The sequence below is a fragment of the Acidobacteriota bacterium genome (assembly GCA_028874215.1).
Taxonomy (GTDB): domain Bacteria; phylum Acidobacteriota; class UBA6911; order RPQK01; family JAJDTT01; genus JAJDTT01.
The window spans coordinates 24,093-38,887 of sequence record JAPPLF010000050.1 but is presented as its reverse complement, the minus strand read 5'-3'; the positions used below and the strand labels follow the sequence as shown (position 1 = coordinate 38,887).

At 65.1% G+C, this 14,795-nt stretch carries 12 protein-coding genes; 8 read left to right on the top strand and 4 right to left on the bottom strand.

Annotation, left to right across the window (positions count from 1 at the left end):
• Positions 1 to 6 precede the first annotated feature (6 nt).
• The 4 genes from OXT71_09685 (at position 7) to OXT71_09670 (ending at position 5,730) form a co-directional block, all read left to right on the top strand.
• Entirely contained in the window at positions 7 to 3,480 is a 3,474-nt protein-coding gene (locus OXT71_09685) for a UvrD-helicase domain-containing protein (protein MDE2926656.1), read from the top strand.
• A 27-nt stretch (positions 3,481 to 3,507) separates the two neighbouring features.
• Positions 3,508 to 3,789, top strand: a complete 282-nt coding sequence (locus OXT71_09680; protein ID MDE2926655.1) for a hypothetical protein — start codon at positions 3,508 to 3,510, stop codon at positions 3,787 to 3,789.
• Positions 3,786 to 4,187: a type II toxin-antitoxin system VapC family toxin gene (locus OXT71_09675; protein ID MDE2926654.1), complete on the top strand. Its 402-nt coding sequence runs from the start codon at positions 3,786 to 3,788 to the stop codon at positions 4,185 to 4,187. The genes OXT71_09680 and OXT71_09675 overlap by 4 nt, the downstream gene beginning before the upstream one ends.
• 217 nt (positions 4,188 to 4,404) lie before the next feature.
• Positions 4,405 to 5,730, top strand: a complete 1,326-nt coding sequence (locus OXT71_09670) for an anaerobic sulfatase-maturation protein (protein MDE2926653.1) — start codon at positions 4,405 to 4,407, stop codon at positions 5,728 to 5,730.
• Positions 5,731 to 6,038: 308 nt separating this feature from the next.
• On the opposite strand, the gene OXT71_09665 is transcribed toward OXT71_09670, so the two are convergent.
• From OXT71_09665 to OXT71_09650, 4 genes are read right to left on the bottom strand one after another with little or no spacing between them, the layout of a single operon-like run.
• Positions 6,039 to 8,264, bottom strand: a complete 2,226-nt coding sequence (locus tag OXT71_09665) for a thioredoxin domain-containing protein (GenBank protein MDE2926652.1) — start codon at positions 8,262 to 8,264, stop codon at positions 6,039 to 6,041.
• Between the two features lie 38 nt (positions 8,265 to 8,302).
• Positions 8,303 to 9,448 (bottom strand): iron-containing alcohol dehydrogenase, encoded by a 1,146-nt coding sequence (locus OXT71_09660; GenBank protein MDE2926651.1) that lies wholly within the window; start codon positions 9,446 to 9,448, stop codon positions 8,303 to 8,305.
• Between the two features lie 48 nt (positions 9,449 to 9,496).
• The gene (locus tag OXT71_09655) at positions 9,497 to 9,931 is read right to left on the bottom strand and encodes a PIN domain-containing protein (protein ID MDE2926650.1); all 435 of its coding nucleotides are present in this window, start codon (positions 9,929 to 9,931) and stop codon (positions 9,497 to 9,499) included.
• The gene (locus OXT71_09650; GenBank protein ID MDE2926649.1) at positions 9,928 to 10,173 is read right to left on the bottom strand and encodes a DUF2191 domain-containing protein; all 246 of its coding nucleotides are present in this window, start codon (positions 10,171 to 10,173) and stop codon (positions 9,928 to 9,930) included. The genes OXT71_09655 and OXT71_09650 overlap by 4 nt, the downstream gene beginning before the upstream one ends.
• Positions 10,174 to 10,336: 163 nt before the next feature.
• Here OXT71_09650 and OXT71_09645 point away from each other — a divergent pair, with 163 nt between their 5' ends.
• From OXT71_09645 to OXT71_09630, 4 genes are read left to right on the top strand one after another with little or no spacing between them, the layout of a single operon-like run.
• Positions 10,337 to 11,437, top strand: a complete 1,101-nt coding sequence (locus tag OXT71_09645; protein ID MDE2926648.1) for an ABC transporter ATP-binding protein — start codon at positions 10,337 to 10,339, stop codon at positions 11,435 to 11,437.
• Between the two features lie 9 nt (positions 11,438 to 11,446).
• Positions 11,447 to 12,562 carry an ABC transporter substrate-binding protein gene (locus OXT71_09640; protein MDE2926647.1) on the top strand — a complete coding sequence of 372 codons (1,116 nt, stop codon included), beginning with the start codon at positions 11,447 to 11,449 and terminating at the stop codon, positions 12,560 to 12,562.
• Complete coding sequence (locus OXT71_09635; protein MDE2926646.1) at positions 12,547 to 13,746, top strand: ABC transporter permease; 1,200 nt, start codon at positions 12,547 to 12,549, stop codon at positions 13,744 to 13,746. The genes OXT71_09640 and OXT71_09635 overlap by 16 nt, the downstream gene beginning before the upstream one ends.
• A 1-nt stretch (position 13,747) precedes the next feature.
• Entirely contained in the window at positions 13,748 to 14,563 is an 816-nt protein-coding gene (locus OXT71_09630) for an ABC transporter permease (protein ID MDE2926645.1), read from the top strand.
• Positions 14,564 to 14,795: the final 232 nt, after the last annotated feature.

Genomic DNA, 14,795 nt, shown 5'->3' with positions numbered 1-14,795 from the left:
GGCCTCATGAACGATTCCTTGAAGTTCGGTCCCCAGGATCCCTCACCTTCCGATTCCGCCGGACGCCGCGCCATCCGGGATTCCCTGGACGTGAGCCTTCTGGTGGAGGCGGCGGCGGGCACGGGCAAGACCACCGAGCTGGTCCGGCGCCTGGTGGCCGTCCTGGCGAGCGGCCGGGCCCGCGTCGACGGGATCGCCGCCGTCACCTTCACCCGGAAGGCGGCCGGCGAGCTGAAGCTGCGTCTGCGAGAGGCGCTGGACCGGGCCCGGCGGCAAGCCTCGGATCCGGCCGAGATCCGGAATCTGGAGCGGGCGGTGGCGGGGCTGGAGGAGGCCAGCATCTCCACCATCCACTCCTTCTGCGCGGACCTGCTTCGAAAGAGGCCGGTGGAGGCGGGCGTCGACCCCGATTTCCGGGAAACCTCGGAAGATGAAGCGTCCCGTCTCTTCCGGAGGGCGTTTCGGCAATGGATGGAAGCGCGGATGGCCCATCCCTCACCGGGACTGGCCCGGGCCCTCCAGCGGTCCCTGACCCCACAGGGGAACGACTTTGGCTCGCCTCTGGACCAGCTTCGCTCGGCCGCCCGGCAACTTTTGGAATGGCGCGACTATGGTAGTCCCTGGAGACGGGAGGTCTTCGACCGGGAAGGGGCCTTGGACGCCTTGGTCGGCCGGAGCCGGGAGTTGGCGGCCGACAGCATCCGGTCAACCAACCGGCGGGACAGGCTTCGACAGAATCTGGGTCCGGTTCGGGAACTGGACGCCTGGGTCCGGCGATTCGAGCGAGAGCGGCGGCGCGACTGCGATCGTCTCGAAGGTCGGATGCTCCGCCTACTGCAACGGTTGAGGTCCCGCTACTTCCGGCCGGCCCGGACCGGAGAATACGCTCCCGGCCTGCCCCGGGCGGTGGTGGTGCAGGCACGGGAAAACCTGCTTCGGGAGTTGAAGGATTTCACGCGGTGCGCCGACGCCGACCTGGCGGCGCTGCTCCGTGAGGAACTCCTGGAAGTAGCCCCCTTCTATGAGACGCTCAAGGAACAGACCAGCCGGCTCGACTTCATGGACCTGCTGATCAAGACCCGGGACCTGATCCGGGACCGGCCGTCGGTCCGCGGGGATTTCCAGGAACAGTTCAGCCACGTCTTCGTCGACGAGTTCCAGGACACCGACGCGCTCCAGGCCGAGATTCTGATGCTCCTGTCGGCGGACGACCCCGAGGAGACGAATTGGCGCAGGGTCCGGCCCGTTTCCGGAAAGCTCTTTCTGGTGGGAGACCCCAAGCAGTCCATCTATCGCTTCCGGCGCGCCGACGTGGTCCTGTACCAGGAGATCAAGGAGATCCTGCAGGCGGCCGGGGTGAGCGTGGTCCACCTGAAGCGGAACTTCCGCTCCGTGCGGCCCCTGCAAATGGCCGTCAACGCGGCCTTCGCGCCGGAGATGACGGCCGACCCCGTCAGCGGGCAGCCCGACTACGTCCCGCTCAAGAGCCACCGAGCCGGCGAGGGAGATCAGCCGGCCCTCATCGCCCTTCCGGTGCCGCGTCCCTACAGCAAATGGGGGAACCTGGCCAACGCGGCCATCGAAGAGAGCCTGCCCCAGACCGTCGCTGCCTTCACCGACTGGCTGCTGCGGGAAAGCGGCTGGCAGGTGGGCGACCCGGAGGACCCGTCCCGGCGCATCCCCATTTCACCCGGCCACGTCTGCATCCTGTTCCGGCGGTTCGTCAGTTGGAGGCGGGACGTCACGCGAGACTATGCCAGGGGTTTGGAGATCCGCGGGATTCCCCACGTCCTGATGGGCTCCCGATCCTTCCATCAGCGGGAAGAGGTCGAGACCCTTCGGGTGGCCTTGGGCGCCATCGAGCGGCCGGACGACGAGCTCTCGATCTACGCGACGCTCCGCGGCTCCCTCTTCTGGATCCCGGATTCCCTGTTGCTTCGCTTCCGGGATCGTCACGGTTCGCTCCATCCGTTCCGTCCTCGCCCCGAAGACCTGCATGCCGACCTGGAGCCGGTGGCCGAAGCGCTGGAGATCCTGGCCCGTCTGCACCGCCGGCGCAACCGCCGCCCCGTCGCCGAGACCCTTTCCCGGCTCCTTTCTCTGACGCGGGCTCACGCGGGATTCGCGCTGCGCCCGGCGAGCCATCAGGTTCTGGCCAACGTGCAGCGGGTCTGCGATCTGGCCCGGGCCTTCGAGACCGGCGGGGGAGGGTCGTTCCGGGCATTTGTGGAACATCTGGAACGACTGGCGCGGCGGCGCACCGGCGCCGAGGCCCAGGTTTCCGAGGAAGGAGTCGACGGGGTCCACCTGATGACCGTCCACAACGCCAAGGGCCTGGAGTTTCCGGTGGTGATCCTGGCAGATACGACGGCGCACCTCTCTTCCGCGCGCCCGGACAAGCACGTCGATTCCAGCCGCAACCTGGCGGCCTTCAGCCTCATGGGATGTGTCCCCTGGGAGCTGTTGGACCATCGCGACGAAGAGGCGGCGCGGGACCGGGCGGAGGGAGTCCGCCTCGCCTACGTCGCCGCAACGCGGGCCCGTGACCTGCTGGTGGTCCCCGGGCTGGGGACAGGTCCCAGGCCGGGATCGAGGCCGGAATGGTTGGCGCCTCTGGAGAAGTCCGTCTATCCGGCGCGGCCGGACTGGAATCGGGGCGGACCGGCTCCCGGCTGCCCCGCCTTCGGGGCTCGCAGTCTGCTTCAGAACCCCAGGGGGCGCGTCGAAGCCTCCATCCGGCCCGGCCTCCACCGCCCTCAGACGGGAGATCACACCGTGGTCTGGTGGGACCCCGGGTTGCTGGACCTGGCGGTCCGTCCCAACTTCGGCCTGCAGCGGGAGCGGATCCTGGCCGACGACGAAGCGGGCCAGGCTGGGAAAGAAGGCCTTGCCCGCTACGAGCGGTGGCGGGAAGGCCGGCGGCGGGCGCTGAGGTCCGGATCCGAGCCCACGCTTCAGGTGTTGACGGTCACCGGGGAACCCTCACCGGGAGACCCTCCCGAGTGTCCCTCCGTGGGGCTGGAGACTCATCCGATTCCCGATTCCCGGCCCACCGGTCCCAGGTTCGGGACCCTGGTCCACACGTTGTTGCGGGACATCCGGCTGGATGCCGGCGAACCGGAGGTCCGGAGGCTCGCCCGGCTCCATGGCAGGATCCTGGGCGTGACGAACCAGGAGCGAAAGTCCGCCATCCAGGCCGCGCTCTCCGCCTTGGAACATCCGCTGCTGAAACGGGCGCGGGCTGCCCGGAGGCGTCACCGGGAGTTTCCTTTCGTGCTCACGGTTGCGGAAGGAAGACTGCTGGAAGGCACCATCGATCTGGCCTTCCAGGAGGAGGGCCGCTGGATCGTGGTGGACTTCAAGACGGACGTTCACCTCAAACCGGACGATCCGGACTACGTACGGCAGGTGCAATGGTATGCGTATGGGCTGAAGCGGATCACGGGACAGCCGGCGGAAGGATGGTTGCTGGGGATCTGAGCCAAATTATGGCAGTATTGCATCATTATGGTAAAGGTGACCTACTCCCTCGATAATGCGACGGTGCGGCAGATCCGTCGAATGGCGGATCTTTTCGGCATGGCGCAGAGCCATGTGGTTCGGGAAGCCGTCGCCGACTACGCCGCGCGGAAGGACCGGCTCAGCGAGCGTGAACGGCTTCGTCTGCTGTCGGTGATCGACCGCCTGCGCGATGCACCGGTGACCCGTTCCGAGCAGAGTGTCGACGCTGAAATCCGCGAGGTGCGGGCCGCTCGGCGCCGCGGCGGACGAACGGGGCAAAGGCCGTGACGATTCACCTCGATACGTCTGTGCTGATCGATGCGCTCACGGGCCCTCGCCGCTCGCTGAAACGGCTGTCGGCATTCGTGGCGGAGGGTCACCGGGTGATCCTGTCGACGGTCGTGCTGTATGAATGGTTGCGCGGGCCCCGAACGACAGCCGAGTTGCAGGTGCAGGAAGAGATGTTTCCGCGCCGCGCGGCCGTCCCGTTCGATGCCGAAGCGGCCACTCAGGCCGCGTGGCTTTACCGGCAAACGTCTCGCCCTCGAGGGCGCGAGGTCGATCTCGCTGTAGCGGCCTGCGCTCTGGTGCAGGGTGCCGCCCTCTGGACGCTGAACCACGACGACTTCCGTGATCTCCCTGGTCTCGAGTTGATGCAGGAACCGGAACCGGGCCAACTCCCCTGACGCAAGCCGGTCCGCACGTCCGAAAAGCGGTTCGCACTCGAATTTGCTACGAGTGAAGATTCGGAGGATCTCTACTATCCGGCGCCCGGAGAGCCGCTCCTGATTCAGGTTTCCCTGAACCGGGAAATGGGAGACAAGAATGTCCCCTCCCGCGGAACGGGGACAAAGATGTCCCACCCTCCTGCGGCGTAGTAGACTGGTTTCAAGAGATTCGGTGATGGACCTTTCGGCAGCTCCCCCGCAGGTCAATGCCTTTCACGTCCTGACCAAGCCCACCGGGCCCATCTGCAACCTGGACTGCAAGTACTGCTTCTACCTGGAGAAGGAGAACCTCTATTCCGGCACGTCCACGTGGGCCATGCCGGACGACGTCCTGGAGTCGTACGTCCGCCAGTACATCGAATCGCAGCGGGCGCCGGTCATCAGCTTCGCCTGGCAAGGGGGCGAACCCACCCTCCTGGGCGTTGATTTTTTCCGGAAGGTGGTCCGGCTGCAGGCCAGGTACGCTGCGGGGAAGAAGATCGAGAACGGCTTTCAGACCAACGGGGTCCTGCTGGACGACCGTTGGGGCGAGTTCCTGGCCGAGAACGGATTCCTGGTGGGGATCTCCATCGACGGTCCCGAGCGTCTCCACGACCGCTACCGGGTGGACAAGGGAGGAGCCCCTTCCTTTCGAAGGGTGATGAGGGGACTGGGCTACCTCCGGAAACATGGCGTCGAGTACAACACGTTGACCGTGGTGCAGCGGAGCAACTCCCGCCATCCCCTGGAGGTGTACGGCTTTCTCAAGCAGGCCGGCAGCCGCTTCATGCAGTTCATTCCCATCGTGGAACGGGAGTCGCCGCAGCCCGATCCGGCCGGACTGGTGCTGATTTCCCCCGATTCGGCTGAGCCGGCCCGGGTGAGCCCCTGGTCGGTGGACGCAGTCCAGTACGGCAGGTTCCTCTGCGCCATCTTCGACGAGTGGGTGCGGCGGGACGTGGGCCGTTGCTACGTGCAGATCTTCGACGTGGCCCTGGAGAGTTGGATGGGCATGGCCGCCAGCCTGTGCGTCTTCCGCGAAACCTGCGGCTCGGCCCTGGCCCTGGAGCACAACGGAGATCTCTACTCCTGCGACCACTACGTCTATCCGGAGAACCTCCTGGGCAACATCATGGAGGATCCCATGGGGTCGCTGGTCACTTCACCCAGCCAAGTTCGATTCGGGCAGGACAAGCGGGACCGCCTCCCCCGCTACTGCCGCGAATGCGAGGTCCGGTTCGCCTGCAACGGCGAGTGCCCCAAGCACCGTTTCATCCGGACTCCCCAGGGAGAAGCGGGGCTCAACTACCTCTGCGCCGGATACAAGCTCTTCTTCAACCACATCGATCCCTACATGCGCTTCATGGCGGGAGAGCTGAGCCAGGGACGGGCGCCGGCCAACGTCATGTCCTGGGTGCGGCGGCAGGACCTCCAGGCTCAGGGAAGACGGCGACCCGGAAGAAACGATCCCTGCCTCTGCGGAAGCGGCAAGAAGTTCAAGAAGTGCTGCGGCCGCCGTTGAGCCGGATCACCGTCTATCCTCGCGAAGTGCCTCCAGATCGATGGAAACCGGCACCCTGCCCCGAAGTACCCGGAGGCTCCGGTAAGCCTCGGCGGCGGCAACCAGTCGAAGACCTTGCCGCACCGTTTCCGTGATCCCGCGACCTGTGGATTCCCGAGCCTTCCTCAACAGATCGGAGGGGACGTGAACCGTGATTTTCTGATTCTTTTTCACAGGGAGGATCTTATCGTAGAGGATGCCAACGTCCCACGCGATATGCGGCCAACCGCCGGGGCCGCCAATAGAAACTGGGAAGCTCCGAACGTCGGTCAGCGGCGGGAAGCGTCTTCGGCCGTGCCGGTTGATACCGCAGCCACCTCTTCCGTCAACAACCGGGCCAGGACCTCCGGCTCCGAGGTGGGCAGCCGGCAGACGTAGTTCTCGCAGACATAGGCGGTCGCCTTCCCATCGACGGGAACCATGGCGCGGACGGCCGGGTTGCTCCTCCCCAGGGTTTCCTGGCCGGTTCGGCCATCGGCAAACAGGAGGACCTTGTTGGGAACGTAGGTGGAATGGACCACCTTGAGCAGAGCCCCCATCGCGTCGCCCGCCGGGTCGCCCGCCAGCACCACCTGCTTCGGCGTGCCCAGGTGGAAGTCGAGAGCGGCGAGCATGTGGGGTAGGGATTCGGGATGCTCCCGCAGCCGGTCCCCGAAATGCTTCAGGGCCGCGCCGGCCAGTTTCTTCCACTCCGGTTGGTGGGTCATCTCCGCCAGGCGCAGAAGATTCCAGACGGCGACCGAATTCCCGGTGGGTTCGGCCCCGTCGTAGTCGTCCCGGGTCCGCAGAATCAGTGACGCGTCTTGTCCCGAGGTGTCGAAGAAGGCCCCCGATTCCTTGTCGTAGAAGAGATCGACGGCCGCCTCCATCAACTCCATGGAGCGCTGCAGGTCGCGGATGTCGGAACCGGCCTGGTAGAGGTCGATGAGGCCCAAGACCAGGAACGCGTAGTCCTCCAGGTGCCCCTCGAACCGGGCTTCCCCCTCCCGGTAGCGCCTCAGAAGCCGTCCCGTCTCCTTCTGGCAGAGGTGCTCCAGGATGAAGTCGGCCGCCCGCCGGGCCTGCGCCAGATATGCGGCCTCCCCCAGAACCTGGTGGGCCCGGGCGAAGGCGGAGATCATGAGGCCGTTCCACGAGACCAGGATCTTGTCGTCCAGGTAGGGCCGCACCCGCTGGTTCCGGACCTCAAGCAGCAGGCGCCGCGACTCCCGGAGAACCGCATGCACCTGATCCGGGGGGATTCGGAACTTGCGCGCCGTCTCCTCCCGGGTCTGGGCCCGATAAAGAATATTCTGGTTCACGAAGACCTTGTGGGGGTCGCTGAGAGCGTTCCCGCCGGGCTCGATCCCGAAGCTGTGGGCGAATATGGCTCCCTTCTCAGGCCCCAGGATCCGGTCCAGCTCCGCCTTGGTCCAGACATAGAAGGCCCCCTCCCGTTTCCGCTTGGGTTGGGACGGATCAGGGGCGCTTTCGGCATCCTCGGCGGAATAGAACCCCCCGGGCGGATGGGTGAGCTGCCCGCTCACGTAGTCCAGGGTGCTCCGGGCCACGGAGGCGAATAGCGGATTCCGGGTCAGTTGGTACGCCTCCAAATAGGAGTTCACCAGTTGGGCCTGATCGTAGAGCATCTTCTCGAAGTGGGGGACCCGCCACTGGCGGTCCACAGCGTAGCGGTGAAATCCCCCCTCCAGATGGTCGAAAATCCCGCTGGCCGCCATCCGTTCCAGGGTGGTCAGGGTCATTTCCAGAGCCCGGCTCTTGGCCTCCCTCCGCTGATACCGGAGCAGAAAGTTGAACACCACCGGACGGGGAAACTTGTTCCCGTGTCCGAAGCCGCCGTAGGTTTCGTCGTAACCGGCGCGAATGGATTCGTACCCCTGCTTGAGAATCGACCCCTCCAAGGCCGCCTCGCCGGCCTCCACCCGAGTCTGCTCGCGTAGCAATCGGGTGAGTTGGCGGCCCGCTTCGGCGATGTCGTCCGGATGCTTGGCCCAGACTTCATGAATCCGGCCGATGAGCGACCGAAAGGTGTCCGGCGGGACGTAGGTTCGTCCGAAGAAGGGTTCGAGCTCGGGCGTCAGGAACATGGACATGGGCCAACCGCCGCTCCCGGTGAGGGCCAGCAACGCCGACATGTAGATGCGGTCCACGTCGGGGCGCTCTTCCCGATCCACCTTGATGTTGACGAAGTAACGGTTCATGAGGTCCGCAATTCCGGGGTCCTCGAAGACTTTCCGCTCCATCACGTGGCACCAGTAGCAGGTGGAGTAGCCGACGGAGAGAAAGATGGGACGTTTCTTCTCGCGGGCCAGGCGGAAGGCCTCCTCGCCCCACGGATACCAGTCCACCGGGTTGTAGGCGTGTTGCAGGAGGTAGGGACTCTTCTCTTGGATCAGCCGGTTGGAACGGACTTTGGAGGTCTCCTCGCCGGTCGCTGAGCTGATTGGGGAAGCGGTTCCGAACAGGAGGAGCAGAAGCGTCAGAGCCGGTCTCATGCGGGCACGCTCCATCCCCCGGTCGGGTTGGAAGCCACTTACCAAGCCTCCCTGTAGATCTCCATGGCGCCCAGGGAAGTGAGAAGACGCGGATTGAACTCCACCGTCCAATGGGAGGAGGCCTCAGCGGCCAGAGTTTCCAGATCCCCCTCCAGAACGCCCTCGCTCCGAAGCTCCCGCGGGAGCCCGGCCAACGCGGCCAATTCGTCCAACCGCCCGGCCAGAGACCCGGAAGCATCCCTCCCCTTCCAGGAGTTTCCGCCGGATAGGTGCAACAGATCCCCAAAGGCCGATTCGGCCACGGTGCCCGTCCAGCGGATGACCGGCGACAGCAGCAGACCGATGGCGACCCCGTGGGGCGTCCTGTACCGGGCGGACAAAGGATTGGCGCAGGCATGGGCCGCGCCCACTGAGGAGTTCTCGATGGCCAGGCCGGCATAGAAGGCGCCCAATTGCATCGCGCCCCGGGCCTCCAGGTCCGTAGGATCGCGCAGCACCCGCTCGTAGTTCCGTTCCAACAGCCACCAGGCTTCGCGGGAGAAGGACTGGGACAGCGCGGAGCTCCGTTTGCTGCAATACGATTCCACGGCATGGGAAAGGGCGTCGAATCCGGTGGCGCTGCTGACGTCGGCCGGTTGGGAAAGGGTCAGACAGGGGTCGAGTATGGCGATGCGAAAAGCGGCTTGCGGGTCGCCGCAGGCCATTTTCACGTGAGTTCGGGCGTCCGCGATGATGGCGTAAGACTGAGCCTCACTCCCGGTCCCGGTCGTCGTGGGAATTCCGATCATCGGCAGCATCCGGCCCCGCACCCGGCCATAGCCCTGGTAGTCATGGATCGTTCCCCCGCCGGTAAGCAGGAAGTTGATCCCCTTGGCGCAGTCCATGGAGCTGCCGCCTCCGAGGCCCACGACAGAGTCGACTTCCAAAGGCCGAGCGTAACTGGCGCCCTTGTCCACCATCTGCGATTCCGGATCAGGTCCAAAGTCGTGGAACCCATGCACTTGGACTCCGGCCTCGGCCAGGATCCCTGATACCGTCTCGACGTGGCCCGACTGCACCAGCCCCGGGTCAGAGACCAGCAAAGTCCGCCGGAATCCCAGTTCCCGCGCGGCTGGAGCCAACTCGCGGACCGATCCCTCACCGAAGATCACGCGCGTGGAAGTGTCGAAAACGAACGATTTCATGGGATCCGCAGGCAGGTTAGCACGGGCCTCTATCCGGGGCTATGAAATTCAGACCTGCAACGGATTCCGAGTAACCAAGCGGGGAAAACGGCTGAAGTCCCGGTCGACCGTCCAGAACTCCGTGACGCCGGAGGCGATACAGATCGCCGCAATCCTTGCATCGTGCACCATTGCCCCTCTCACTCGTCCGTTTTCGAGTTGCTTCTTGAGAATATTCCAGTGCGTGTCGGTTTCGGTGAGCAGTTCCGCAATCGGTGACTCCAGCCACGCTTCCACTTGGTTCAGAGCTTCGGAGATCGTCGACGGCGGATCGTAGATTCGCGGGTGAGTCACAACGGACAGGAACTCGTGAATACACGGCCATGGCAACCCCCAAGTCACCCGTCCTTGGGCAAGTGACTCAAGACAGGACTTCGCGGGCCCATGCCATTCGGAGTCGGCGCGGTGAGCGTAGACAAGAATATTGGTATCCGCAGCTATCAACTGCCTCGGTCCTTGTAGATGGTGTCGCGGATACTCGGCCAATCGGCGCCGCGATAGGACGGCTGCAAACCCCGGCCGCCAACACTGGCGTCCCTCAACTTGAAGCGGGTCCGCTGGCTGTCGGCGCGCAATGCCATGCGCAGCCCACGTTCAATCAGTGACCGTAACGTGACGTTCTCCTTGGCTGCATGGGCCTTGGCCTTCCTGGCGAGGCCGTCGGCAATCTCGATCGTGGTTTTCATATGGGGCTCCGGTCCGTTTGATATGGTTTTACAGTTTACTAATGCTGTAGACCCATATCAAGGGAATTGTGGCGAGCATCCGGAACCCTTTGCATGTAGACTCCCGGTGGCAAACGGGAAACCGCCGAGGATCGAATTCCGACATGCCCGGGACGGCTGACTAGTGACTCCAAGCGATCACCCCCACGTCGAATTCGAGCGCGTCAGCAAGAGCTATGACGGCCGGACTCTGGTGGTCCGGGACCTGAACCTCACCGTCGCCGAGGGGGAGTTCCTGACCCTGCTGGGGCCGTCCGGCTCCGGCAAGACCACGTGCCTGATGATGCTCGCCGGCTTCGAAGCTCCCACCTCGGGCGCCATCCGCATCGACGGACGATCGGTGCATGACCTGCCGCCCCGGAAACGCGAAATCGGCGTGGTTTTCCAGAACTACGCCCTCTTCCCGCACATGACGGTGGGAGGAAACCTGGCCTTTCCCCTGGAAGTGCGCGGTCTCGATCCGGAGCAGATTCGGGAGCGCGTCCGGCGGGCGTTGGAACTGGTGCGCCTGGACGGCATGGAGGACCGGCGCCCGGGCAAGCTTTCCGGCGGCCAGCAGCAACGCGTCGCCATTGCCCGGGCGCTGGTGTTCGAACCGCGCCTGGTCTTGATGGACGAACCGCTGGGCGCCCTGGACCGCAGGCTGCGCGAGGAGATGCAGTTCGAGGTCCGGCGCATCCAGCGGACCCTGGGGGTGACCGTCGTCTACGTGACCCACGATCAGCAGGAAGCCATGGCCATGTCCGATCGCGTCGCCGTCTTTGAGGAGGGCCGCGTCGAGCAGGTCGCCCCTCCGGAAATCCTCTACGAAGAGCCGGAACGCCGGTTCGTGGCCCGATTCATCGGAGACAACAACATCCTGTACGGAAGGGTGGTCGGCGTCGACGGCGACTTCTGCCAAGTGGACGTCGGCGGTGGGATCGTCAGGGCGTTTAGGATCGCGCCCAGCCGGCCCGGGGACAGGGTGGCCATTGCCATTCGGCCGGAAAGAGTCTCCCTGGCGCCCAAGCCGGGGGTCTACCACAACGAGTTCGACGCCCGGGTCGAGGACATCCTGTTTCTGGGCGATCACCTGCGGCTTCGCCTGACGGTCTGCGGCCACTCGGACTTCATTGCCAAGATCCCCAACATCGTGGGGCACGGTGCCGTATTGGAAGGAGACCAGGTCCGTATCGGCTGGCTGCTGACCGATTGCCGGTCGCTGGAAGCTCCGGGCCAGGAGTGAGGACATTCCATGACGAAACATCGATTCAATTACCGGAACACGCCGTCGGCTGGGGCCGCTACGATATTCTCCCTCGCCGTCCTGGCCGGGTCCCAAAGCTCTCTGGGCGCAGAATCGGTGACCGCCGTCTCCTGGGGAGGCTCCTATGCCCGGGCCTGCACCAAGGCCATCCACGAGCCGTTCACCGCCGAGACCGGCATCGAGGTCCGCATGGAGGACTACAACGGCGGACTGGCCCAGATCCGGGCCCAGGTGGAGACGGGCAACGTGCATTGGGACGTGGTCGACCTGGAAATGGCGGACGCCGTGCTGGGTTGTGACGAGGGCCTCCTGGAACCCATCGACGCCGCCGACCTCCCACCGGGACCGGACGGCACGCCCGCCGAGGAGGACTTCTTCCCCGAAACCCTCACCGAGTGCGGCATCGGCGTCGTCTACTACTCCACGATCTACGCCTACAACGAGGAAAAAATATCCGGCTCGAAGCCGGCCACCATCGGCGACTTTTTCGACCTGGAGAAGTTTCCGGGACGGCGGGGGATGCGCCGGACGCCCGTGGTCAACCTGGAGTTCGCGCTGATGGCGGACGGCGTGCCCATGAAGCAGGTCTACGCCACGCTCGACACACCCGAGGGAGTGGACCGGGCCTTTCGCAAGCTCGACACCATCAAGGAACAGATCATCTGGTGGGAAGCGGGGGCCCAACCGCCCCAAATGCTGGCGGACGGCGAGGTGGTCATGAGCACGGCCTACAACGGCCGCATCTTCAATGCCCAGATCCTGGAGAAACAGCCCTTCGTGGTGGTCTGGGACGGCCAGGTGCTGGATTGGGGTCAGACGGCCATCGTGGCGGGAACCCGGAACCTGGAGGCGGCTCGGAAGTTCGTCGCCTTTGGGGCCAGGACCGAATCCATGGCGGCCATCGGCCGTTACATCTCCTACAGTCCGGTGCGGCGTTCCGGCACCCCGCTCATTTCGACGCACCTGGAGACCGGGGTGGACATGAAGCCACACATGCCCACGACCCCCGCCAACGTGGCCAATGCCCTGCACAGCGATTGGGAATGGTGGAGCGATCACTCGGACGAAATGAACGAGCGTTTCAGCGCGTGGCTGGCGCGCTGAGGAAGCCTCATCTGCGGGCGGCGGCGCTGGTGCTGCCGTTGGCGGCCTTCATCCTGGCGACCTTCGTAGCGCCGCTGGCGACCATGCTGACCCGCAGCGTCTACGACCCCATGGTCGCCGATACGCTGCCTGAAACCCTGGCTCTGCTGCGCGGGTGGGACGGCCGGAGCCCTCCTTCCGAGCCGGTCTTCGAGGCGGCCTCCCGGGAGATTCTGCAAGCCCGGGAAGACCGGAGTCTCGGACGGGTGGCGACGCGCGTGAACCGGGTGGAAGCGGGACTGCGCAGCGTCATCATGAAGAGCGCCCGCAGGCTGCGGCGCGTCAAGGAGGTCGACTCCTGGCGGGACGCCATGATCTCCATCGCTCCCGAATGGGGCGAGGCGAAAACCTGGCGCGCGATTCGCAGCGCGGGGGAACGGATCACGACGCGCCACTACCTCCACGCCCTGGATCTGCAGCGTGACGCCGACGGAAGCGTCGTTCTCCAGCCTCCGCAACGGCGGGTCTATCTGCCGCTTCTGAGGCGCACATTGGCGGTCAGCCTCGGCATCACGGTTCTCTGTCTGCTGTTAGGTTACCCGCTGGCGTATCTTATCGCCCACGCGCCGCCCCGCCGGGCGAACCTGCTGCTGTTGCTGGTGCTGGTTCCCTTCTGGACGTCGCTTCTCGTGCGGACCACCTCCTGGATCGTGCTGCTCCAGACCCAGGGGGTGGTCAACGATCTGCTCGTGGCGCTGGGGCTGATCGCCGACGAGAACCGGATCTCCATGATCTACAACATGACCGGCACCGTGGTGGCCATGACCCACGTCCTGCTGCCGTTCATGGTGCTCCCGATCTATTCGGTCATGCGGACGATTCCGCCGCTGTACATGAGCGCCGCCGCCTCATTGGGCGCCAGCTTTCCCCAGGCGTTCCGGCGGGTCTATTGGCCACAGACGCTGCCCGGTGTGGGCGCCGGATCGCTGCTGGTCTTCATTCTGTCCATCGGCTACTACATCACTCCCGCGCTGGTGGGCGGACAGAGCGGCCAGCTCATCTCCAACATGATCGCCTATCACATGCAGCAATCGTTGAATTGGGGACTGGCGGCGGCCCTGGGCAGCATCCTGCTGGCGTGCGTGGTGGCGCTCTATCTGCTCTACGACCGCGTCGTCGGCATCGACCGCATGAGGTTGGGTTGAGATGAGTGTGCCCGGGTCCGGATGGGAACGCGCCGGCCGAGTCTCCTACCTGGCCTTCTGCGCCGCCGTCTTCCTGTTTCTGATCGCGCCGATCCTGGTGATCGTCCCCCTCAGCTTCAACGTGGAGCCCTATTTCACCTTCACCGAGGGGATGTTGCGCCTGGACCCGGAAGCGTATTCGCTACGCTGGTACCGGACCGTCGCCGAAGACGAAGAGTGGCGGCGGGCGCTGGCCAACAGCCTCATCATCGGCATCGCGGCGACGGCGCTGGCGACGGCGCTGGGAACTCTGGCCGCATTGGGACTGGCCAGCCCCGCCATGCCCGGACGGCCCTTGGCCATGAGCCTGTTGATTTCGCCCATGGTCACGCCGGTGATCATCTCGGCGGCGGGCATGTTCTTCTTCTACTCCAAGATGGGCCTGGCCCAGACCCACCTGGGACTGATCCTAGCCCACGCCGCGCTGGGCACTCCGTTCGTGGTGATCACGGTCACGGCCACGCTTTCCGGCTTCGACGCCAATCTGACCCGGGCCGCCGCCAGCCTGGGCGCCGGGCCGGTGCGGACCTTTGCGCGGGTGCAGTTGCCCATCATCGCCCCCGGCGTGGTTTCGGGCGCGCTCTTCGCCTTCGCCACCTCCTTCGACGAGGTGGTGACGGTGCTGTTCATGGGAGGGTTGGAGCAGCGCACGGTTCCGCGCCAGATGTGGTCGGGAATCCGCGAGGAGATCAGCCCGGCCATCCTGGCCGTCGCCACCTTTCTGATCGCCTTTGCCCTGGTCTTCATGCTGGTCGTGGAACGGCTGCGCCGCCGGTAGGAGGGGGGACTGTTAGTCCCCCTTTCTTTCGTGTTGCCAGAGGCAAGTGATTTCCATCTCGGAGGAATGGAAGATGAGCAAGAGCACCCCGACCCGGACTAACCCCGGGGAGGAGGTTGATATGGCTATCCAAGCATTTTTCGATCGGCCCCACAGGGCGGAGCGCCTGGATCGCCCACCTGGTTCTCATACCCGCGGGTTTTTCACCCATTTCCGCGAGTGTCCGGCTCCG

Bases quoted from the DNA above. Each gene is read 5' to 3' on its own strand.
- OXT71_09685 (MDE2926656.1), top strand. From the start codon at position 7: ATGAACGATTCCTTGAAGTTCGGTCCCCAGGATCCCTCACCTTCCGAT.
- OXT71_09680 (MDE2926655.1), top strand. From the start codon at position 3,508: ATGGTAAAGGTGACCTACTCCCTCGATAATGCGACGGTGCGGCAGATC.
- OXT71_09670 (MDE2926653.1), top strand. From the start codon at position 4,405: ATGGACCTTTCGGCAGCTCCCCCGCAGGTCAATGCCTTTCACGTCCTG.
- OXT71_09665 (MDE2926652.1), bottom strand. From the start codon at position 8,264: ATGAGACCGGCTCTGACGCTTCTGCTCCTCCTGTTCGGAACCGCTTCC.
- OXT71_09660 (MDE2926651.1), bottom strand. From the start codon at position 9,448: ATGAAATCGTTCGTTTTCGACACTTCCACGCGCGTGATCTTCGGTGAG.
- OXT71_09650 (MDE2926649.1), bottom strand. From the start codon at position 10,173: ATGAAAACCACGATCGAGATTGCCGACGGCCTCGCCAGGAAGGCCAAG.
- OXT71_09640 (MDE2926647.1), top strand. From the start codon at position 11,447: ATGACGAAACATCGATTCAATTACCGGAACACGCCGTCGGCTGGGGCC.
- OXT71_09630 (MDE2926645.1), top strand. From the start codon at position 13,748: ATGAGTGTGCCCGGGTCCGGATGGGAACGCGCCGGCCGAGTCTCCTAC.